This window comes from Yoonia sp., from assembly GCF_014859355.1.
In the GTDB taxonomy this organism is placed as follows: domain Bacteria; phylum Pseudomonadota; class Alphaproteobacteria; order Rhodobacterales; family Rhodobacteraceae; genus Yoonia.
Genome location: NZ_JACUUJ010000009.1, coordinates 57,773 through 77,955 on the forward strand (window position 1 = coordinate 57,773; position 20,183 = coordinate 77,955).

Annotated in this window: 17 protein-coding genes and 4 tRNA genes; 14 read left to right on the forward strand and 7 right to left on the reverse strand. The window is 57.7% G+C overall.

Going from position 1 to position 20,183, the window contains the following annotated elements:
- Positions 1–105: 105 nt before the first annotated feature.
- The 5 genes from IBX59_RS05395 to IBX59_RS05415 all read left to right on the forward strand — a co-directional run bounded on the left by IBX59_RS05395 (position 106) and on the right by IBX59_RS05415 (position 1,697).
- A tRNA-Val gene (locus IBX59_RS05395) sits at positions 106–180 on the forward strand.
- Positions 181–250: 70 nt separating this feature from the next.
- Entirely contained in the window at positions 251–820 is a 570-nt protein-coding gene (locus IBX59_RS05400) for a histidine phosphatase family protein (protein WP_367119362.1), read from the forward strand.
- Between the two features lie 122 nt (positions 821–942).
- Positions 943–1,018: transfer RNA gene (locus tag IBX59_RS05405), tRNA-Val, on the forward strand.
- Between the two features lie 395 nt (positions 1,019–1,413).
- Positions 1,414–1,490 (forward strand) — tRNA-Asp (locus tag IBX59_RS05410).
- 130 nt (positions 1,491–1,620) lie between these two features.
- Positions 1,621–1,697 (forward strand) — tRNA-Asp (locus tag IBX59_RS05415).
- Between the two features lie 18 nt (positions 1,698–1,715).
- On the opposite strand, the gene IBX59_RS05420 is transcribed toward IBX59_RS05415, so the two are convergent.
- Together IBX59_RS05420 and IBX59_RS05425 are read right to left on the reverse strand one after the other, a co-directional pair.
- Positions 1,716–3,059 carry a S41 family peptidase gene (locus IBX59_RS05420; RefSeq protein ID WP_296373200.1) on the reverse strand — a complete coding sequence of 448 codons (1,344 nt, stop codon included), beginning with the start codon at positions 3,057–3,059 and terminating at the stop codon, positions 1,716–1,718.
- Positions 3,026–4,399, reverse strand: a complete 1,374-nt coding sequence (locus IBX59_RS05425) for a M20/M25/M40 family metallo-hydrolase (RefSeq protein WP_296373202.1) — start codon at positions 4,397–4,399, stop codon at positions 3,026–3,028. Before IBX59_RS05425 ends, IBX59_RS05420 begins: the two co-directional genes overlap by 34 nt.
- A gap of 217 nt (positions 4,400–4,616) precedes the next feature.
- Between IBX59_RS05425 and hemA the strand changes: the two genes are divergently transcribed.
- The 4 genes from hemA to IBX59_RS05445 all read left to right on the forward strand — a co-directional run bounded on the left by hemA (position 4,617) and on the right by IBX59_RS05445 (position 9,222).
- The gene (gene hemA, locus IBX59_RS05430) at positions 4,617–5,876 is read left to right on the forward strand and encodes a 5-aminolevulinate synthase (protein ID WP_296373205.1); all 1,260 of its coding nucleotides are present in this window, start codon (positions 4,617–4,619) and stop codon (positions 5,874–5,876) included.
- A 113-nt stretch (positions 5,877–5,989) separates the two neighbouring features.
- Positions 5,990–7,180, forward strand: coding sequence for a helix-turn-helix domain-containing protein (locus IBX59_RS05435; RefSeq protein WP_296373208.1), 1,191 nt, complete (start codon positions 5,990–5,992; stop codon positions 7,178–7,180).
- Between the two features lie 78 nt (positions 7,181–7,258).
- Positions 7,259–8,386: a flavodoxin-dependent (E)-4-hydroxy-3-methylbut-2-enyl-diphosphate synthase gene (gene ispG, locus IBX59_RS05440; protein WP_296373210.1), complete on the forward strand. Its 1,128-nt coding sequence runs from the start codon at positions 7,259–7,261 to the stop codon at positions 8,384–8,386.
- 254 nt (positions 8,387–8,640) lie between these two features.
- Entirely contained in the window at positions 8,641–9,222 is a 582-nt protein-coding gene (locus IBX59_RS05445) for an NAD(P)H-dependent oxidoreductase (protein ID WP_296373212.1), read from the forward strand.
- 45 nt (positions 9,223–9,267) lie between these two features.
- Here the strand turns inward: IBX59_RS05445 and IBX59_RS05450 are convergent, their stop codons facing one another.
- On the reverse strand, positions 9,268–9,480 hold the full coding sequence (locus tag IBX59_RS05450; RefSeq protein ID WP_296373214.1) for a hypothetical protein: 213 nt from the start codon (positions 9,478–9,480) through the stop codon (positions 9,268–9,270).
- 113 nt (positions 9,481–9,593) lie between these two features.
- A complete protein-coding gene (locus IBX59_RS05455; protein WP_296373217.1) occupies positions 9,594–10,337 on the reverse strand; it encodes a DsbA family protein in 744 nt (247 codons plus the stop codon).
- Positions 10,338–10,456: 119 nt separating this feature from the next.
- Here IBX59_RS05455 and IBX59_RS05460 point away from each other — a divergent pair, with 119 nt between their 5' ends.
- The 5 genes from IBX59_RS05460 (at position 10,457) to IBX59_RS05480 (ending at position 17,425) form a co-directional block, all read left to right on the forward strand.
- Positions 10,457–11,602, forward strand: coding sequence for an aminotransferase class I/II-fold pyridoxal phosphate-dependent enzyme (locus IBX59_RS05460; protein WP_296373219.1), 1,146 nt, complete (start codon positions 10,457–10,459; stop codon positions 11,600–11,602).
- Positions 11,599–12,753: an N-acetylmuramoyl-L-alanine amidase gene (locus IBX59_RS05465; protein ID WP_296373221.1), complete on the forward strand. Its 1,155-nt coding sequence runs from the start codon at positions 11,599–11,601 to the stop codon at positions 12,751–12,753. Before IBX59_RS05460 ends, IBX59_RS05465 begins: the two co-directional genes overlap by 4 nt.
- 129 nt (positions 12,754–12,882) lie before the next feature.
- Positions 12,883–15,396, forward strand: coding sequence for a penicillin-binding protein 1A (locus tag IBX59_RS05470; protein WP_296373223.1), 2,514 nt, complete (start codon positions 12,883–12,885; stop codon positions 15,394–15,396).
- A 72-nt stretch (positions 15,397–15,468) separates the two neighbouring features.
- Positions 15,469–16,593 (forward strand): peptide chain release factor 2, encoded by a 1,125-nt coding sequence (gene prfB / locus IBX59_RS05475; RefSeq protein ID WP_296373225.1) that lies wholly within the window; start codon positions 15,469–15,471, stop codon positions 16,591–16,593.
- Between the two features lie 76 nt (positions 16,594–16,669).
- Positions 16,670–17,425, forward strand: a complete 756-nt coding sequence (locus tag IBX59_RS05480) for a DUF2189 domain-containing protein (protein ID WP_296373227.1) — start codon at positions 16,670–16,672, stop codon at positions 17,423–17,425.
- 54 nt (positions 17,426–17,479) lie between these two features.
- Here the strand turns inward: IBX59_RS05480 and IBX59_RS05485 are convergent, their stop codons facing one another.
- From IBX59_RS05485 to IBX59_RS05495, 3 genes are all read right to left on the reverse strand, one after another.
- Positions 17,480–17,989: a polymer-forming cytoskeletal protein gene (locus IBX59_RS05485; protein ID WP_296373230.1), complete on the reverse strand. Its 510-nt coding sequence runs from the start codon at positions 17,987–17,989 to the stop codon at positions 17,480–17,482.
- Entirely contained in the window at positions 17,979–19,286 is a 1,308-nt protein-coding gene (locus IBX59_RS05490; RefSeq protein ID WP_296373233.1) for a M23 family metallopeptidase, read from the reverse strand. The genes IBX59_RS05485 and IBX59_RS05490 overlap by 11 nt, the downstream gene beginning before the upstream one ends.
- Before the next feature lie 166 nt (positions 19,287–19,452).
- Positions 19,453–20,183: ferritin-like domain-containing protein (locus IBX59_RS05495; RefSeq protein WP_296373235.1), on the reverse strand; the 731-nt coding region annotated here is incomplete at its 5' end.

A 20,183-nucleotide genomic window follows, 5' to 3' on the forward strand; every position in this document is an offset into this window, starting at 1 on the left:
GGGCGTGGGTGCTGGCTGACAAACTGCCGACAATGAAAGATCAGATGCATGAAGGCAAATCGGGTCTTGCAGTGGCGAAAGATGACGACTAAATCAGCGCGCAGAGGGTGATTAGCTCAGTGGTAGAGCGCTTCGTTCACATCGAAGATGTCAGGAGTTCAAATCTCTTATCACCCACCATTTCCTTTTTGTTTGTTGGCAGGGTATGACAGGATTTGTTGATCCCTGCGATAAAAAACAGGAGCGGATGATGTTTCCGGAGCTTTATATCTTGCGCCATGGAGAGACCTATTGGAACGCTGAAAACCGGATGCAGGGCGGGTTGAATTCGACCTTGACGGCAAACGGGCTTGCGCAGGCGGCGCGACAGGCCACGTTGTTGGGGGCGCAGGATCTGACAGGTTTTTCGGCCTGTTGCAGCCCGCAAGGACGCGCTGTGCAAACAGCGGGAATAGCGGTTGCGCCGCACATCGCGATGATCCGCACCGATGACCGCTTGCGCGAAATCGGCGTCGGCAGGTGGCAAGGGCGCCTAAGGTCCGAATTGCAAGCAGACATGGGGATGACTGATGGGCCTGACGGGCCTGTGGCACTGTATGAAATGGCCCCTGAAGGCGAAGGTTTTGCGCGGCTAGAGTCCCGCTGCCGGTCATTTCTGGCTGATCTGCGCAGCCCGGCCGTGCTGGTCACGCATGGGATCACATCGCGGATGTTGCGCTGCATTGTGCTGGGCCTGGATCGCCCCGGACTTGACCAGTTGCCCGGCGGGCAGGGGGTTATCTTTCATCTCAAAGAGGGTGTGCAACGACAGATTGGTTAAGATATTTGCTGCCGCGTTGGGGCCGCTGCGGTGTCTTTGCCAGCATTTTGTATTGGTCGTGCGGTATCGATGCACAGGCAGGCTTGCATCATGTCACGAACTAGCCTAAACGACGCGCCAGTGGGTGATTAGCTCAGTTGGTAGAGCGCTTCCTTTACACGGAAGATGTCGGGAGTTCGAGCCTCTCATCACCCACCATTTTCATCGCATGAAAAAGAAATTTTTGGCATTGAATATGCCGGTGTGCGGCACGGGTGCCGCTCCTGAAAAACCAAAACAATATCGCAATCAAGTGATCGTGGCGGGATGATTATTGCCAGGCTTTTGCGACGGCTATGCAGTGTCTGGTAAGCCGCGCAATCCGCCGCCGATCAGCGGGCCGTAAGGTGACACTGGCGGGCAAGGGCGCAACTGAAATCCGGACGTGAAAAGTTGATCCGGGGCGCGTTTTGTCCTTGTGGAAAATGAACAGAATTGGCGGGCCCGAGATTATGCGCATGCGAGGGCCATTTTCACGCCAATCACGGCTTGACGGGCCAGCGCGGTGGACATACAAGCACGCCAGTCGGCCAGATGGCCTGACATGCAGATGCGCGGTTGTAGCTCAGTTGGTTAGAGTACCGGCCTGTCACGCCGGGGGTCGCGGGTTCGAGCCCCGTCAACCGCGCCACTGCTTTTCCCTTTTTAAAATTTATTGCTTGTCGTTATTTGGCCGTCGATGCCGCGTGTCGGAATTATGTGCATGAATGCGATTTTAGCGTTGACGCTTTGCACGTCCGAGACTATCCAACCCCTCACGCGCGGTTGTAGCTCAGCTGGTTAGAGTACCGGCCTGTCACGCCGGGGGTCGCGGGTTCGAGCCCCGTCAACCGCGCCATTTACAAAAATGTTTTCCCTATTGGGGTGCCAGAACGCTGATCGCGCGATCAAGCGTTGTGTCGCGGCCGGCACGCGCGGCTGCAACATCCACTGGTACAATCATGTCCGGCGTGATCCCTGTTTTAGCAAAGGCGGCACCCTGTGCATCGCGGGTGTGCCGGTGCGGCAGGCCCAGTTGCCACCCGTTTGGCAAGGAAAAGCTGAGAACCGCAGACTGCGCCCCTGATGTGTGTGTGCCCATCAGGGTCACCTGTGGCAGTTCACGCATGATCAGGGTAAAGACATCTGCCGCGCCCGCGGTAAAGCCGGACGTCAGAATGATCGTAGGTTGGTGCAGATGGCTTGCCCCGCGCGGGTCCAGCGTGATCTGCGTTGGCTGGGAAAAACCTTGTCCTTCGCGGATTGTGGTTGTCAGAACAGGCAGGGGCCGGTCGGTGAAGAAACGGGCATAGGTAAGTGCAACATCGTCGGCACCGCCGGGGGTATAGCGGGCATCAAGAATGATACCTCTGGCGGTCGAAAAGGCGCGTGCAATTTCGGCAAACCCTATATCCGCCTGATCCTTGGCAGTGGTGTTAAACCCGCCGCTGGTGTCCAGATGCGCAAGATAGACATAGCCGATCCCCGGTGCTGCCCATCCGTAAAGCAAGCCGGTGTTTGCCGCCTGGGTCAAATCATCGACCTGCGCAAGTGTCGCATCCCGCACCAGATGCCGGTCGGCAAACCAGTCGGGCCGTGTAGCGGGCGAAAACAGTTGCCCCGCAGGGGTGCGCAGCGTGACCTGCCCGTCGTCAAGCCCCGCCAGCGCAGTTTGCAGCAGATCAAACAAGGCTGCTTCCCCCAGCGCAGCATCAGCAGAGGGGCGCAAAGCCGCGCGGCGCGCTGGCCAATCGACATCATGCACATCAAAAAAGGCATAGTGTCCTGCCATCGCGTGCCACAGCACGTCGAAATTTTCCTGCGCACTGCCCGGTGCGGCGGGGGTCTGCGGGCAGGTTGGGGGCAAACTGTTGGTGCGTCTTGCCATGATCGGCGTCAGCCCGCCGCCCGCATCAATGCGCAACCGGTTCCCGTCGCGGGTCAAGGTTATGTCCTGCATGGCGCGGATCAGCCAAGCGTTCGCCGGGATGCGCCGCGCGCGGTAGCAGCTGATGTCGGTCACTTCATAGATGTCGATAGTGCCGCGCCCGATATCAAGGCGCAGCCCATGCGTGTCGGTCGCCCATATGCCCCGAATGTCCTTGCCGGGCATCGTCAGCAGCCAGCTGACTGTCAGGACGACGCACAGGAATGCAAGCGTCCACAACAACCAGCGTAAAGGCGCGATCATTTTGAAATCGCGTCCAGAATCCGCGCCCATGACCGGATTCCCTTGTGAAAGGATGACAGGTCGTATTTTTCATTGGGCGAATGGATTGCGTCGTCATCCTTGGCAAAACCGATCAGCATTGTGTCCATGTTCAGGATTTCCTTGAAATGCCCCGCAATCGGGATGGACCCCCCGCTGCCGACGAAAGCCGCAGGATTAGGCCATTCGTCTGACAGCGCCGTGCGCGCCTGATCAAACGCAGGATGAGTCGTGGTCATCTGGCTGGCCGGGCTTGCGCCATGCCCGCTAAAGCTGACGGTGCAATCAGGCGGCAACATGTCCTGCACCAGCTTGCGAAAACTGTCGCGGATCTTGTGCGGGTCTTGCTGGCCGACCAGCCGGAAACTGATCTTGGCATGGGCTTTGGCGGGCAAGACGGTTTTGAAGCCGTCACCGGTATATCCACCCCAAATCCCGTTTACTTCGCAGGTGGGTTGCGACCATATCATCTCAAGCGGGCGGCGGCTTTTTTCTCCGGCGGGTTCAGACAGGCCGACCTCGGCCAGAAACGCCTTTTCATCAAACCCCAATGCGTCCCATGCGGCAGCCAGATCATCCGACAATTCAGGCACGTCGTCGTAAAAGCCGGGCACGGTCACGCGCCCGGTGTCATCATGCAGTGCGGCGATGATCCGGGTCAGCACGCGAATTGGATTGATTGCCAGACCGCCATACATGCCGGAATGCAGGTCTTTATTCGGGCCGGTGATGGTGATTTCCTCGCCCAGCAGACCACGCAGCTGGGTGATGATGGCGGGCGTGTTTTCGTCATAAAGCCCTGTGTCGCAGATCAGGGCGATGTCTGCCGTCAGTTCCTGCGCGTTTTCCTGCATGAAGGGCACAAGCGATGGCGAGCCTGACTCTTCTTCGCCTTCAAAAAACAGTGAAATATTGGCGGGCAGGTTGCCATGGACGGCTTTCCAAGCGCGACAGGCCTCGATGAAGGTCATTAATTGGCCCTTGTCGTCGGATGATCCGCGCGCCCGTATCACGCGGCCTTTGGGTGTGTCCTGCAATTGCGGGTCAAACGGATCGTGATCCCACAGGTTCAGCGGGTCCACCGGCTGCACATCGTAATGGCCGTAAAACATCACATGCAGCCCCTCTCCGCCGCTGTGTGCAATCACCATCGGATGCCCAGGCGTTGGGTGCTTTGCCGCCTTGAACCCGATCGATAGCAGATCTGCCACCAGCCAGTCGGCCGCTGTGTCGCAGTTGGCCTTATAGGCTGGATCGGTCGAGATTGACGGGATGCGCAACAATTCCATGAGGCGGGCTGTGGCCTTGGGCAGATCGTTGTCGATATGGGTCAGAACGGGGGCGAGTGACATTTGCGGCACCTTTTGCTGGGTATTCGCGCGCAGGGTTGTCGGGATTGCAGGCAAGGTCAATGGGCAGGGTGTTATTCTGCGGCCAATTTGCGGCGTGGTCTGATTGCCGCCAGATACAGAACATTGGTGCAACCGGCAGCGACAGTTTGTAGCGTATTGCTTGCAGGCTGTTGGGCTTATATGAAAATGAGATTGATTCAAGCGCCAGAGATTTGAAATGCCGACGTTTGAGACGCCAAGGAAGGATCTGCCGGTGGAATACGTCACACAACTGGATGCCGCGATAAAGCGGTTGCACGATGAAGGCCGCTATCGGACGTTCATTGATATTGAACGCACACGCGGGCATTTTCCACATGCAACCTGGCACAAGCCCGACGGATCAGATGCGCCCGTAACCGTCTGGTGCGGGAACGATTATCTGGGCATGGGCCAGCATCCGGCTGTCATGTCCGCCATGCACGAAGCGATTGACGCCACAGGTGCAGGGTCGGGCGGCACCCGCAATATTTCAGGCACGACCATTTATCACAAACGGCTTGAATCGGAATTGGCCGATTTGCACCGCAAGGAAGCGGCGCTGCTGTTTACCAGTGCTTACATCGCGAACGACGCGACGCTTAGCACGCTGCCAAAGCTGTTTCCGGGCTTGATCATCTATTCCGATGCGCTGAACCATGCGTCCATGATCGAAGGGGTGCGTCGCAATGGCGGCGCCAAGCGGATTTTCCGGCATAATGACCTGGCCCATCTGCGCGAGCTTCTGGCTGCTGACGATCCTGCTGCGCCCAAGTTGATTGCCTTCGAATCGATCTATTCGATGGACGGTGACTTTGGGCCTATCGCAGAGATATGTGATCTGGCCGATGAATTTGGCGCGTTGACCTATATCGACGAAGTTCATGCCGTTGGCATGTATGGTCCCCGCGGCGCGGGGGTGGCGGAACGTGATGGCCTGTTGGGCCGGATTGATATTATCAATGGCACCTTGGCCAAAGCCTATGGCGTGATGGGGGGCTATATCGCGGCATCCGCAAAGATGTGCGACGCGATAAGGTCTTATGCGCCCGGATTCATCTTTACGACAAGCCTGCCGCCAGCTGTTGCCGCTGCTGCTGCCGCCAGTGTTGCGCATTTGAAAACTGATCAAACCCTGCGCGATGCGCATCAGACACAAGCGCGCATTCTGAAATTCCGGCTCAAGGGGTTGGGCTTACCGATGATCGACCATGGCAGCCACATCGTGCCATTGATTGTTGGCGATCCGGTGCATACCAAAAAACTGTCGGATATGCTGCTGTCGGATTTCGGCATTTATGTGCAGCCGATCAACTTTCCCACGGTGCCGCGCGGCACTGAACGCCTGCGCTTTACCCCATCGCCGGTGCATGGGCCGCTTGAAATGGATGCTTTGATCGGCGCGCTGGACAAGCTTTGGTCGCGTTGTGCGCTGAATCGTGCCGAATTGACGGGATAATTTTCGCACGCCATATGCACGATGATCTTTGGTATGCTACTCTTAAATGAGGCATTCACCGTTTCTTGATTCGAAACGGGGGCGCTTAGGGGCAGTAAGCGACGGGACAGTCGATGATCGGTAAAAGCTTCAGGCGTGCAGGCGCTGCTGAGGACGTTCAAGCCAAAGGGTTTGACGATTTTGAACTGCGTCTTGGTGATTTGATGCGCGGCGAACGTGCCACCTTGGGCAAAAGCCTGCTGGATGTGCAGCGTGAACTGAAGATAAAGGCGTCATATATTGCCGCCATCGAAAATGCTGATCCATCCGCCTTTGACACGCCCGGGTTCATCGCAGGTTATGTGCGGTCATATGCGCGCTATTTGAACCTTGATCCTGATTGGGCGTTTGACACGTTTTGCCGTGAAAGCGGTTTTGCAACAGCGCATGGCATGTCTGCGCAGGCATCATCCGTGAAGGCCAAGCCACATGACAAAATGCTTGATGCCTTTGGCCGCGACATCTTTTCATCATCGGCAACGCCCTTTGTGCCCGCATCCGAGGCGCTTCTATCTGGTATCGAACCAAGGGCGATCGGGTCTGTCGTGGTTTTGCTGGCGCTGATTGGTGGCCTTGGTTATGGCGGCTGGACCGTCTTGCAAGAGGTACAAAAAGTCCAGTTTGCGCCTGTGGACCAGACACCCGTGGTGGTTGCTGATCTTGATCCGCTGGCCGGGGTGCGCAACAGCCGCGATATCGGTGATCCTTTATTGGGGTTTGACGCGCCAGCAGGCGAAGGCCTGGACAGGCTCTATCGGCCGCAAGCGCTGGATGTGCCGGTGCTGGTCGCGCGGGATGCGCCGATTGGCACGCTAAACCCGAACGTGATTGGTGCGCTGCTGCCAAGCCCTGACGCATCGCCCGCGCCGCCACAGATTGCTGACTTGCCGCAGCAAGATGTGCCCGTCATTCAGGTCGTCGAAGCGCCGGTTCCCGAATTACAACTGGTTGCTGTGCGCCCGGCGTGGGTGCGTGTGCGTGCTGCTGACGGGACCGTCATTTTTGAAGGCGTGATGGAACCCGGGCAAAATTTCGTTGTGCCGGCAACAGAAGACCCCGCATCCTTGCGCGTGGGCGAAAGCGGGGCGCTTTATTTTGCTGTCAACGGGACACATTACGGCCCAGTCGGCCGCAAGGGTGTCGTCACATCGAATGTGGAACTCTCGGCCGAAAGTTTGACGACAAACTATGCTTTGGCCGATCTGTCATCGGATGTTGATCTTGCGACGATCGTGAATGTCGCCGCTGTGGTGACACGCGAATAATTCCAGGTTGTCAGCGGTTGCTGCGCGGCCGTTTGCAGCTTAGGTTGTGGGCAGATCAGTCTGCGAAAGTGACCCGTGATGTCCCTGAACCACATCCGCCCATGGCGCAACATCTACCGCCGCAAGTCCCGGCAGATCATGGTGGGTAATGTCCCTGTAGGCGGCGACGCCCCGATCGCTGTGCAAACAATGACCAACACGCTGACCACGGACATCAAGGGCACAATCGCGCAGGTGCAGGCGGCGGCGGATGCGGGGGCTGATATCGTCCGTATCTCCGTCCCGGACGAGGCATCAAGCAGCGCATTGCGCCAGATCGTGCCAGAGGTATCGGTGCCGATCGTGGCCGATATTCATTTCCACTATAAACGCGGGATCGAAGCCGCCGAGGCAGGGGCCGCCTGCCTGCGGATCAATCCCGGCAATATCGGCGATGAAAAACGTGTAAAAGAGGTTATCAAGGCCGCGCGCGACCACAATTGTTCGATCCGCATCGGCGTGAATGCGGGATCGCTGGAAAAGCATTTGCTGGATAAATACGGCGAACCGTGCCCCGACGCGATGGTCGAAAGCGGGCTGGATCATATCAAGATCCTGCAAGACAATGATTTTCATGAATTCAAGATCAGCTGCAAGGCGTCCGACGTGTTCATGGCCGCCGCTGCCTATCAACAACTGGCCGACGCGACCGACGCGCCCATTCATCTGGGCATCACCGAGGCGGGCGGCCTGATCAGCGGCACCGTCAAATCCGCCATCGGGATGGGTAACCTTCTCTGGATGGGGATCGGGGACACGATCCGTGTGTCGCTCTCTGCTGATCCGGTGGAAGAGGTCAAGATGGGATTCGAAATTCTCAAATCGCTTGGCCTACGGCATCGCGGCGTGAACATCATTTCCTGCCCGTCCTGCGCACGGCAGGGGTTCGACGTGATCAAGACGGTCGAAGCGTTGGAAAAGCGGCTGGAACATATCAAGACGCCGATGTCGCTGTCGATCATCGGCTGTGTGGTCAACGGCCCGGGCGAGGCGCTGATGACCGATGTCGGTTTCACCGGCGGCGGGGCCGGGTCTGGCATGGTCTATCTGGCGGGCAAGCAAAGCCACAAGCAATCCAACGCTGACATGATCGAACATATTGTGGAACAGGTGGAAAAAAAGGCCGCTGAGATCGAAGCGGCCGGGGATGTGGCTGCAGCAGAGTAGGTGGCCGCAGGCGACGTGTTCACCTGAAAATTTACGCGTTGCTGCACAGCCAGTGGCAATGGGGGCCTCCGGCACGAGCGCCAGTCTCGGCTTTTATTTCCAGCCGTTTCCAAAGCATCCTGCTCAGAAATTAGTCGAATATCCAGATTTAACCCCGTTGGATATTGCGGTGCGCAGGATGTCACTTGTAGGAAAACATGTACTTTGCTCGCCTATCAGGGACCAAAACTGACTGTGTAATAGGGGTCCTAAAAATGCCAAAGAAAATTCTACGTATTGATGCGTCCGCCCGTCGTGAAGGGTCCGTCACCCGTGACCTTACCGACCGGATTATTGAAAAATTTGGAAGAACAGAGATAACAATACGTGATCTTTTAGATGGCGTGCCTCTCATTGACGAAGCGTGGGTTTCAGCGAATTTCACGCCTGAAAGCGAACGCACTTCTGACCAACGCGAGATTCTTGCGCATTCGGACCTTCTGGTTCAGGAAATCATGGATTGCGATATGCTGGTGATTGGTCTGCCAATTTACAATTTTGGCGTGCCGGCAGCACTTAAGGCATGGGTTGACTTGGTCGCGCGGGCGGGGATCACGTTTTCATACAGCGAAACAGGTCCCGTTGGCTTGCTAGAGGGGAAACGGGCAGTGATCGCTGTTGCGTCCGGCGGTGTCGCGGCAGGATCAGAAGCAGACTTTGCGGTAAACTATCTGCGGCATCTTTTGGCGTTCATCGGCATCATCAAGGTCGATGTCATCGCGGCTGATCAACTGATGATAGATTCTGAAGGTTCTTTGCGCGGGGCATATGCCGGAATAAGTGAGTTGGCTGCTTAGCCTGCATAGCACTTTGCGCGCCTGCAAATCGGCGGGCAAATCGGCTTAATCGGCGGCGTCGCCCACGGGGTCGATGTGGATCGTGCCGACTGGGGTTTGCATCACGAATGACGCATGGGCGACGGGGTGAATGGTCACCTGACCATTGGCTGACGCAAAGGCATCAGCCGCATGTCCGGCCGCATGAAGCGGGTAGGGCAGCAGCGTTGTCGTGCCAAGTGCAGCAGCACTGGTCAGCAATGTGCGGCGGGTCGTCATTGTCAGCATCTTTTGTTGATTAAGGTTACTGAAAATTAGCTTTGACTGACGCAATATCCTCTCAAGCGCGTTGCACTTTGCCGAACACGCGGCCCTGCGCAAATGCACAAAGGTTATTCAGCCCGCAGCGCCGCGACCAGTTGTTCCATCTGCGCACCGGGCACATAGCCGCGCACAAGCTGGTCCTCGAACACGAAGGTCGGGGTGCCGGTGATCTGCATCGCATCTGCAAGTGCGCGGTTTTCAGCGATAATGGTCGTGACCGCATCGCTGTTCATTTCAGAGGTGATCGCATCCATATCAAGCCCCAGCGCATCGGCAACCCGCACAAGCGCCTGTGCCGTGATGTCACCGTTGAATTCCATCAGCGTGTTGTGGACTTCCTTATATGTGGCATCCCCCGCGATCCGCTGTGTGGCAATAGCGAAGCGCGATGCAAGCACCGATTGTTCGCCAAGTATCGGGAATTCCTTGATGATATAGCGGATGTTGCCATCGCCTGCGACCAGCGCCTGAACCTCGGGAAAGGCGCGTTTGCAAAAGCCACAGCGGTAATCCATGAATTCCACCACGGTGATATCACCATCGGGGTTGCCGCCAACAAACGAATGGCCGTCATCAAAGATCGCGTTGCCAAAGGCACGCACCATCGCTGCGTCATTGCCGGCCTGTGCCTGTTGCTGGCGATCCTGCAACACCCCGATGGCCTCTTGCAGGACTTCGGGGTTTTCCAGCAGATATGCGCGCACTTGTGCGCCGAACGCCGTTTTTTCGGCCGGTGTCATGGCGTCAAGGTCCAATGCGGCAGCCGGGCTGGCCAATGCAAGCGTCAGGGGCAGGGCGAAGCGCAGTTTCATCAATTCTCTCTTTCTCGTTATCGCATATGACAGACCACATCTTTTCTTCGATGCCAAGGTGGATTGACGAGATAGTGATAGGACAGGCAAACAGGGCCAAATCAAAAAAGAGGCAGAACATGCGACATTCAACGCGCGGCGAGGTCGATCCATTTATTGTTATGGATGTCATGGAAGCCGCCCGTCAGGCCGAGGTAGCAGGCCACCATATCATTCACATGGAAGTCGGCCAGCCCAGCACCGGTGCGCCGGCTGCGGCGCGTGCCCGGCTGTCGGATGAATTGATCAATCCGCTTGGATACACCGTTGGCCTTGGCCTGCCGGAGCTGCGCGCGCGGATCGCGCGGCATTACGGCGACTGGTATGGCGTTGATCTGGATCCCGCGCGCGTGGTCATCACCTCTGGCGCGTCGGGGGCGTTTCTGCTGGCGTTTTCGGCCCTGTTCGACAATGGTGAACGTGTCGGGTTGGGCACGCCCTGCTATCCGTCCTATCGTCAGATACTAAAGGCCGTCGGCCTGACGCCGGTGGATATTCCCACCACATTGGCCCAGCGGTTTCAACCGCAGCCGGGCGATGTGGCGGCCCATCATCTGGCCGGGCTGATCGTGGCATCACCGGCCAACCCGACCGGCACAATGTTGGATGGTCCTGCGCTGGCCGCATTGGCCGATGCCTGCGCGGCACGCGATGCGGCGCTGATTTCGGACGAGATTTATCACGGAATCGACTATGATATGCGGCCCGTGACCGCCTTGCAGGTCACCGATGATGCCTATGTCGTCAATTCCTTTTCGAAATACTTTTCGATGACCGGCTGGCGCGTCGGCTGGATGGTGGTGCCGCATGACCATGTGCGCCGCATCGAACGTCTGGCGCAGAACATGTTCATCTGCGCGCCGCATGCGTCGCAGTTGCTGGCGCTGCATGCCATGGATTGCCCCGATGAGCTGGAGGCAAACAAGGCCGTTTATGCCACCAACCGCGCGCTCATGATCGCCGGGTTGACAGCCGCTGGGCTGGACAAATTCGCGCCCCCTGACGGCGCGTTTTATATTTATGTTGACGTGTCGGCACATACCGATGACGCCCGCGCCCTTGCCGCTGAAATTCTGGAAAAGGCGCATGTGGCAGTGACGCCGGGGCTGGATTTCGATGCTGCACGCGGGCACCGCTGGTTGCGGTTTTCCTATGCGCGCGCGACCGCCGATATTCAACAGGGTCTGGACCGGATCGCGGCTTTCATGAAGGGGCGGGGGGCGTGATCCGTGCCTGTCTGCTGGTGCTGCTGCTGGCGACAGGAGCTGCGGCGGATGTGCGGGTCGATCCGGCGCGCAGCGGGATAGATCATCACTGGCGCAGCCTCCGGGTCGCGGTGGGGCTGTCGGATGTGGTGCCTTACCGGGTCTTTACACTTGATGCGCCGCGCCGGCTTGTGTTGGATTTTCAAGGCGTTGATTGGACCGGGGTTGGCGACGACACCTTTGTTGCCACAGGTCGCGCTTCGGCGGTGCGCTTTGGCCCGATGCGGCCGGGATGGTCGCGGCTGGTTGTTGATCTGGCCGGGCCCTATGCGGTGGCCGAGGCGGGGATGCGCCGTGTTGATGCGGGCGCTGCGCTGATGGTCGTCTTGCGCCCGGTGAGTGCTGCGGCATTTGCCGAACGTGCCGGCGCGCCACCTGATCCGGGGTGGGATGTGCTGGCGGGGCTTGATCCGGTCCATGCAACGCCTGCTGACGATGGTGTGTTCACCGTCGTGATTGACCCCGGTCACGGAGGTATCGACCCCGGTGCCGAACGCAACGGTGTCCGCGAAGCCGATGTCATGCTTCTCTTGGCACAGGAACTGGCTGCGTCCCTTGGTGCCGTTGACGGGGTGCGCGCTGTCTTGACCCGCGAGGATGATATTTTTGTGCCGCTTTCCGTCCGGATGACGCTGGCACGTGCGGCAGGGGCTGATCTGTTCCTGTCGCTACACGCCGACGCATTGGAAGAAGACGCGGCGATGGGCGCTTCGGTCTATACGCTGGCGGATGACGGGGGCGATACAGCGTCGGCCCGTATGGTCGAACGCCACGAACGTGGCGATCTTTTGTCAGGTGTCGATCTGGAGGCAACAGGCGACCGTGTGGCGACCGTTCTGATGGATCTGGCACGCGCGCGGACGGGCCCGCAAGGGCAGCGTTTTGCCGATGTGCTGGTTGCGGCACTGCGCGCAGCGGATGTGCCTGTCAATTCCCAACCACGCCGGCACGGGCAGTTGGCGGTCTTGTCCGCTGCGGATTTTCCCAGTGTGCTGGTCGAGGCAGGGTTTCTGTCGAATACCCGCGACCGCGCATTTCTGGCCAGCGCGGCGGGGCGTGCCCGCATCGTCGAGGCGATGGTAGCGGCTGTGACCACATGGAAAACACGCTGAAACGACACAAATTCATTCAATCGTGATGGCTGTTCTGGCATCTGCCCGCCGAAACCCCCATATGCTGTTTTGACCAACCGCCGTCTGATGCGTATAAGTAACAAGACAAAAATAGGACAGAGCCAGCCCGTGTTGCGTTTTTTTCTTTCATTCCTGGGTGGCATCTTCACCTGGCTGACGCTTGGTGTGGCGATGGCTGCGCTGAGCCTTGGTGCAGTGCTATATATGTATGGGCGCGACCTGCCCAGTTATGAAACTCTGTCGCAGTATACCCCCAAGACGATCAGCAGGATTTATTCTGCGGAAGGGCGGATCATCGACGAATTCGCCGTGGAACGTCGCCTGTTCACCCCGGCTGAAGAAATTCCCGACCTTATCAAGCAGGCGTTCATTTCTGCTGAAGACAAGAACTTTTATACGCATCAGGGGTTTGATGCGCTTGGTATCGTTGCGGCTGCCCGTGATGCAGTGACATCGCGTGGTGAAGACGTGCGCGGCGCGTCTACGATCACCCAGCAGGTGATGAAAAACTTTCTTTTAGACGGATCGCGGTCTGTTGAACGCAAAATCAAGGAATTGATCCTCGCGGTGCGTATCGAAGGGGCCATGTCGAAAGAGCGGATTCTGGAATTATACCTGAACGAAATTTTTCTGGGTCAGAACAGTTTTGGCGTCACCGCAGCCGCCCTGACCTATTTCAACAAATCGCTTGATGAACTGACCCCGGCCGAAGCGGCCTATCTTGCGTCCCTGCCAAAGTCCCCCAGTAACCGCCACCCGGTCCGCGACCGTGAAGTGGCGACGTTCTGGCGCGATAACACGTTGCGTCTGATGTATCGTAACGGCTATCTCGATGAGGCGACATTCGAGTCGGAACGCGCAACGCCATTGTTATCTGTGCAGGGCGGCGACTATGAAGATTTTCGGTCCACGCTGCCGCCGCGCAGTTATTTTACCGATGAAATCCGCCGACAGCTTAGCCAGAACTTTGGTGAAGAGGAATTTTTTTCCGGTGGGCTGGCGATCAGGGCCACGATGGACCCCGACCTTCAGGATGTGGCGGCCAAGGCGCTTCAGCAAGCACTGGAAGATTTTGATCGCAGCAACGGGGTCTGGCGGGGCACTGGTGCCGCGCTGTCACAGGACGTGCTGGATAACCCCGATGCATGGCGCGACGCCCTGCGCCAAACCGATGTTGCGCGCAATATTGATTTGAACGGCGCATGGCACCCTGCCGTGGTGTTGGGTGTGGCTGAAAATACACTGACGCTGGGCATCGAAGGCGCGACAGAGGCGCAACAACCCACCACGGTTCCGCGTGCCGATATCCGTTGGATGCGGGGCGATTTCTTTGCCAACTTCACCCCCGGGGATGTTGTGCATGTCAGCGCGCTGACCAATGCGGACGGCAGTTTTGATCGCTGGACCTTGCGGCAGGTGCCCGAGGTGCAGGGCGGTTTTATGGCGATGGATGTCAACACCGGGCGCGTGCTGGCGATGCAAGGCGGCTTTAGCTATGAAACTTCGGTGTTCAATCGGGCAACGCAGGCGCAGCGCCAGCCGGGATCGGCATTCAAGCCATTTGTCTATGCCGCCGCCCTTGATAGCGGGTATTCGCCCGCGACGATCATTGTTGATGCGCCGATTGCCGTTGAAACGGCCCAAGGGGTCTGGCGGCCCCAGAACGCGTCAAACCGGTTTTACGGGCCAACCCCGTTGCGCACCGGGATTGAACAGTCGCGCAACCTGATGACCATCCGTCTGGCGCAGGAAATCGGGATTGATACCGTTGGCCGCTATGCCGAACGCTTTGGTGTTTATGAAAATATGAACCGTGGTCTGGCGGCGTCTTTAGGGGCTGATGAAACCACCTTGTTCAAGATGGTTGCCGCTTACGCGATGTTTGCCAACGGCGGCGAGCGGGTCGAACCGACGCTGGTTGACCGGGTGCAGGACCGTTACGGCAGAACTGTGTTCCGGCATGATCAGCGGCTTTGCGTCAATTGCGATGATCCTTTGCTGCGCGCAGGTGATGCGCCGACCATTTTGTCTGACCGCGAACGGATGATGAACGAAATAACCGCGTATCAGCTGACATCCATGATGGAAGGTGTTGTCCAACGGGGCACTGCCAGTCGCGCCGTTAATCTGCCGGTGCCGATTGCCGGTAAAACCGGTACAACGAATGATTCAAAAGACGTTTGGTTCATCGGGTTCTCGTCCAATATCGTTGCGGGTTGTTACATCGGGTATGACACGCCGCGATCATTGGGGCGCGGCGCGTCGGGTGGGGGGCTTTGCGGGCCTGTGTTCAGCCGTTTCATGACGCAAGCCATCGCCCGTTTCGGGGGCGAGCGGTTCCCTGTTCCTGCGAACTGCCAATTCATCAACATAGATCGCTATACCGGCGCGCGCCTTACGCCGGATGCCGTGGGCGATCACGTGGTCGCCGAGTGTTTCCGCCCCGGAGAAGAGCCACTGTTTGGGATCATGTTCGACGGCGGGTTTGCGATGTCGGGGGATTTGCCGTTGTTTGACGAGGTGCCGCGCACCGCACGGAAAGTCACAACCTCGACAGGCGAAACCGTGACCGTTGGCCCCAACGCCAGCTTTGGGACACTGTCCTCGGGTGGTCTTTACTGACCATCCGCTTGCTGACCCGCGTGGCGCAAGATAAGACCCCCTTAAATCATCATCAGACCTGATAGGTGCCCGATGCGCGCAGAGACCCAGACCAATGTGGACGCGATTGAAAAATCACTGAACCTTCTTGCCCAGCGGATGGACCGCGAAACGGCCCCCCACCGGCTAGAGGAATTCAACGCAAGGGTCGAAGACCCGACGCTGTGGGATAACCCCGATGTCGCACAAAAACTGATGCGTGACAGGCAGTTGCTGGTGGATACCATTGCAACCTATGATAGCATCGCGCAAGAACTGGCCGACAATATCGAACTGATCGAAATGGGCGAAATGGAAGACGACGCCGAGATCGTCAGAGACGCCGAAGAGGCCCTGAAAACCCTGCGTGAAAAGGCTGCCCAGAAAGAACTGGAGGCCCTGTTGGATGGCGAGGCCGATGCCAACGACACATTCCTTGAAATCAACGCCGGTGCCGGCGGCACCGAAAGCTGTGACTGGGCCAACATGCTGGCGCGCATGTATGTCCGTTGGGCCGAGAAAAAGGGCTACAAGGTCGAACTGCAATCCGAACAACCCGGTGACGAAGCCGGTATCAAATCGGCCAGCTACAAGATCAGCGGCCATAACGCCTATGGCTGGCTGAAATCCGAAAGCGGCGTGCACCGACTGGTGCGTATTTCGCCCTTTGACAGCGCTGCAAAACGCCACACGTCGTTCACCTCGGTCAAGGTTTACCCGGTGGTCGATGACAACATCGAAATCGAGGTGAACCCTGCCGATATCCGCCTGGATACCTACCGGTCATCCGGGGCGGGAGGGCAGCACGTGAACACGACCGATTCGGCGGTGCGGATCACCCACTTTCCCACCGGGATTGTTGTGACAAGCTCAGAGAAGTCCCAGCACCAGAACCGCGATATCGCGATGAAGGCGCTGAAATCGCGGCTGTATCAGATTGAACTGGACAAGCGGTCTGCCCTTGTCAGCGAAGCGCATGAAAACGCCGGCGATGCGGGGTGGGGTAACCAGATTCGGTCGTATGTGTTGCAGCCTTATCAAATGGTCAAGGATCTGCGCACAGGGTTTGAAACATCCGACACCAAGGGTGTTCTGGATGGTGATCTTGACGGGTTCATGGGCGCGACATTGGCGTTGAAAATGTCTGGCAAAGGCCGCGAGGCGTTCAACGCTGACTAAGGCTTGATCCAGAGCATAGACGTTTTGCCGCACCTCGTTATGATCCGCGCGATGGATCAAAAGGGGAGGCAAACACATGCAGGACACAACGCAAAAACCGGTCGTCAATTCGTTGGCGTTTTCTGATCTGGGGGCCGCGTTGCGTGCCGGTTTGAATGATTTCAAACATGCGCCGCAGTTCGGGCTGTTTTTCAGTGCGGTCTATGTGCTGGTGGGCATTGGTTTGTTGTGGTTCAGGGCCGAACATATCACGTGGATCCTGGCCGCTTCGTTGGGTTTTCCTTTGATTGCACCCTTTGCGGCTGCCGGGCTTTACGAAGTCAGCCGCCGGATAGAGCAGGGCAAACCGCTGATCTGGTCGAAAATTCTGGGTATCGTCTGGTTCGAGAGAACCCGGCAACTGCCATGGCTGGGCGCAATCATTGTTATCTATTTTCTGTTCTGGACGTTTCTGGCACATATGATCTTTGCGCTGTTCATGGGGCTGTCACCCATGACGAATGTGTCCCAAAGCTGGGACATCTTTTTGACGTCCAATGGTCTGACCATGATTGCGGTTGAATTGGCCGTCGGTGCGGTGTTGGCGTTTTTGCTTTTTGCGTTGACCGTTGTCAGCCTGCCGCTGGTGCTGGATCGCGAGGTTGATTTTATCACGGCCATGTTGGTCAGCCTGCAACTGGTGCGCAGTAATCCGCAAGTCATGCTGGTCTGGGCGATGATCATTGCGGTGCTGACTGTGTTGGCGCTTGTCCCATGGTTTCTGGGCCTGTTCGTGGCGCTGCCGGTGCTGGGCCATGCCACATGGCATCTGTATCAGCGTGCGTTGCGCTGATACAAAAAGAGCGCCGTAAGGGGCGCTCTTTCACAGGGTGTTGTGTGGGGGCGGTTACGCCTTTGGCTTGTCTTCGACCGGGGCGGTGCCGGTAGTTGGCATTTTCTTGGCACCCGAGGTCGCAAGCGGGTCTTCCTGACGCTGGACAGAGCCTTCGAAATGCGCGCCTGATTCAATCGCGATCGTCTTGTGGATGATGTCGCCTTCGACGCGTGCTGTCGATGTCAGGCGCACCTTCAGCCCGCGCACACGCCCGATCACCCGCCCGTTGACTACGACGTCATCAGCCACGACTTCGCCTTTTACGGTGGCACCTTCGCCCACGGTCAGAAGATGCGCACGAATGTCACCTTCAACTTCGCCTTCAACCTGAATGTCACCGGTGGTTTTCAGATTGCCGGTGATGAACAGGTCCGACGATAGAACAGACGCCGGCGGCTTGGCCTTGGGAGCGGTTGACCGGTAATCGGTTGCCGAAACGTCCTTTTTCGCCGCATCCGCGCTTGTGGTGGATGGGTCAGCTGCTTTGGGTCCGGGTTCGTTGATTTTGGATTTAGAAAACATCTCTTCCAGCTCTTATATATGTCATGGGATTGACGGCCTTGCCGTTTACGTGGATTTCGTAGTGAAGGTGTGGGCCAGTCGATCGACCTGAATTTCCCATAGCACCAATTCGTTCCCCGCGCGAGACCCTTTGGCCGACCTTTACGTCGATGGCGTTCAGATGGGCAAAACGCGTTTCGATTCCGAATTCATGTTTGACTTTGATCAGACGGCCATAGCCAGACGCCCAGCCTGCAAAACTGACCACACCGTCGGCCGTAGCATAAATAGGTGTGCCTGTCGGGGCTGCCATATCGATGCCACTGTGCATTCGCCCCCAGCGTGGGCCATACGCCGATGTGTGGCGGAAACTGGATCGCACGGGCATGGAAAAAGGCGCCTTTTCTGCCGCAATCCGATACATGTTGATCCGGTCCAGCGACGTCAGGATTCCATTCGCACGCAGCGCATCAGGGTCGGGCTCTTGTCCGCGGGTCGAAAACTGGATCGGTGTCAAAGGGCCACCGATGCCGGAATAGCCACGCTTGACCTGTGCGATCATGGTGTCCGGATTCATGCCTGCGTCACGAAATATTTTTTCCAGTGGTTCGACCGAAACCAGCATCGCCTCTTCCAACTGGCGGAAAATCTGGTCGTTGCGTTCCTGCAAAAGCCGCAACTCAAGCTGCATTTCACTGGCATAATCTATGGCGGCCGCAGCATCTGTGGCGATCTGGTCGCGTTCCTCTGCGGTTTCGGCCAAAGCTTGCGAAAGCAGATCTACAGTGCCAACTGCTTCTTCGTTGAACGCAACGTCGGTGTTTTCATCGGCCTTGGCTGACAAGGCCGCGACCTGCTGGCGGGCAGCTTCGCGGGCGCGCATCGTGTCGCGCAGGGTCGCTTGAACAACCTCCAGCCCTGTTTCCAGCTCGCGGCGTTTTTCTTCGGTGGCCAGCAAGTCGGACTGCATGATTGAAATTTGTTGCAGCGCCGAATTGAACCTTTCCTGCGCCGCCCGTGCCTCTGCGGCCCGAATGTCACGTTCATGCGAAAGACTGTTCAGCCGCTGTTCATACGTCATCTGGTCGCGCTGTGCCTGCGCGCGAAAGTTTCCGGCCCCAATACTGTCCATCAGCAAGATCGCGGTGGCAACGATTGTCCAACCTACGAAAATAACGCTGCCCGTCCAGGCCACTAGCTGCGTTTCGGGTTTTAACCTGATGAAACGTGTTTCGGTGTCGGACCGCAGGAACAGCCGTCGTTCAGGAAAAAAATGTTCAAGCAGGGCGTGGATGCGCAATGTCAGACGTGTATGCAAAAATCTACCCCGTTCTGCTATCCAGGCGATTGTGACCCAGGTTTTGTCGACATGTCGTAGACAGCACAGCCCGAGGCCGCAAGATTTTTGAGGCAGATTTAGGCCGCAGTAACAAAATTCCGCCGATATCGGCAAGGATTTGCCGATCATCCGGCGGCGTGATCTGCTAGATTTTTCTTTTTGCCGCAAGTGGCCAGTAAAAATCCGGGGGCAAACCTGCCGCAGCACGCTTTTCCTCGTTGAACGGTGCCTTCAGGTCCGCGTGAAAATACCGCCGCACCAGATCATGAAAAACGCCTTTTGGATCAAGGTTTTTGCGACCGCAAAGAAAGTTGAACCATTTTGACCCGTATGCGACGTGGTGGACCTCTTCTGCATAAATCGTTTCCAGCGCTGCGACCGCCTGTGCATTTTTGGCCTGTTTGAAAATCTGGATCATGCCGGGCGTTACATCCAGCCCGCGGGCCTCTAGCACCATAGGAACAACCGCTAGCCGCCCCATCAGGTCATTTGCCGTATCTTCGGCAGCGCGCCACATGCCGGCGTGTGCAGGCAAGGCGCCGTAATGGCTGCCTGATGCCTCAAGACAGTCACACATCAGGTTGAAATGTTTGCTTTCTTCATCCGCCGCTTTGACCCAGTCATCATAGAAACCGATGGGCATGGGCGTATCGGTGAAACGGGCGATGATATCCCAGTGCAGGTCAACCGCGTTCAGCTCGATATGCGCCACGGCGTGCAGCAGCGCCAGCCGTCCTGCCTCTGACCCCGGTTTGCGCTGCGGAACGTCGCGCGGGTCCAGCAAAGCGGGCTGCGCTGGCCGGGCGGGTCGTAAGGGCGGGGTGGCGTGCCCGATCGCAGGTGCATCGCCTGCCGTGCGTGCCGCCTGCCAGCGGG

Coding starts and splice junctions, on each gene's coding strand:
- IBX59_RS05400 (WP_367119362.1), top strand. CDS start 251: ATGTTTCCGGAGCTTTATATCTTGCGCCATGGAGAGACCTATTGGAAC.
- IBX59_RS05420 (WP_296373200.1), bottom strand. CDS start 3,059: ATGGGCGCGGATTCTGGACGCGATTTCAAAATGATCGCGCCTTTACGC.
- IBX59_RS05425 (WP_296373202.1), bottom strand. CDS start 4,399: ATGTCACTCGCCCCCGTTCTGACCCATATCGACAACGATCTGCCCAAG.
- hemA (WP_296373205.1), top strand. CDS start 4,617: ATGCCGACGTTTGAGACGCCAAGGAAGGATCTGCCGGTGGAATACGTC.
- IBX59_RS05435 (WP_296373208.1), top strand. CDS start 5,990: ATGATCGGTAAAAGCTTCAGGCGTGCAGGCGCTGCTGAGGACGTTCAA.
- ispG (WP_296373210.1), top strand. CDS start 7,259: ATGTCCCTGAACCACATCCGCCCATGGCGCAACATCTACCGCCGCAAG.
- IBX59_RS05445 (WP_296373212.1), top strand. CDS start 8,641: ATGCCAAAGAAAATTCTACGTATTGATGCGTCCGCCCGTCGTGAAGGG.
- IBX59_RS05450 (WP_296373214.1), bottom strand. CDS start 9,480: ATGACGACCCGCCGCACATTGCTGACCAGTGCTGCTGCACTTGGCACG.
- IBX59_RS05455 (WP_296373217.1), bottom strand. CDS start 10,337: ATGAAACTGCGCTTCGCCCTGCCCCTGACGCTTGCATTGGCCAGCCCG.
- IBX59_RS05460 (WP_296373219.1), top strand. CDS start 10,457: ATGCGACATTCAACGCGCGGCGAGGTCGATCCATTTATTGTTATGGAT.
- prfB (WP_296373225.1), top strand. CDS start 15,469: ATGCGCGCAGAGACCCAGACCAATGTGGACGCGATTGAAAAATCACTG.
- IBX59_RS05480 (WP_296373227.1), top strand. CDS start 16,670: ATGCAGGACACAACGCAAAAACCGGTCGTCAATTCGTTGGCGTTTTCT.
- IBX59_RS05485 (WP_296373230.1), bottom strand. CDS start 17,989: ATGTTTTCTAAATCCAAAATCAACGAACCCGGACCCAAAGCAGCTGAC.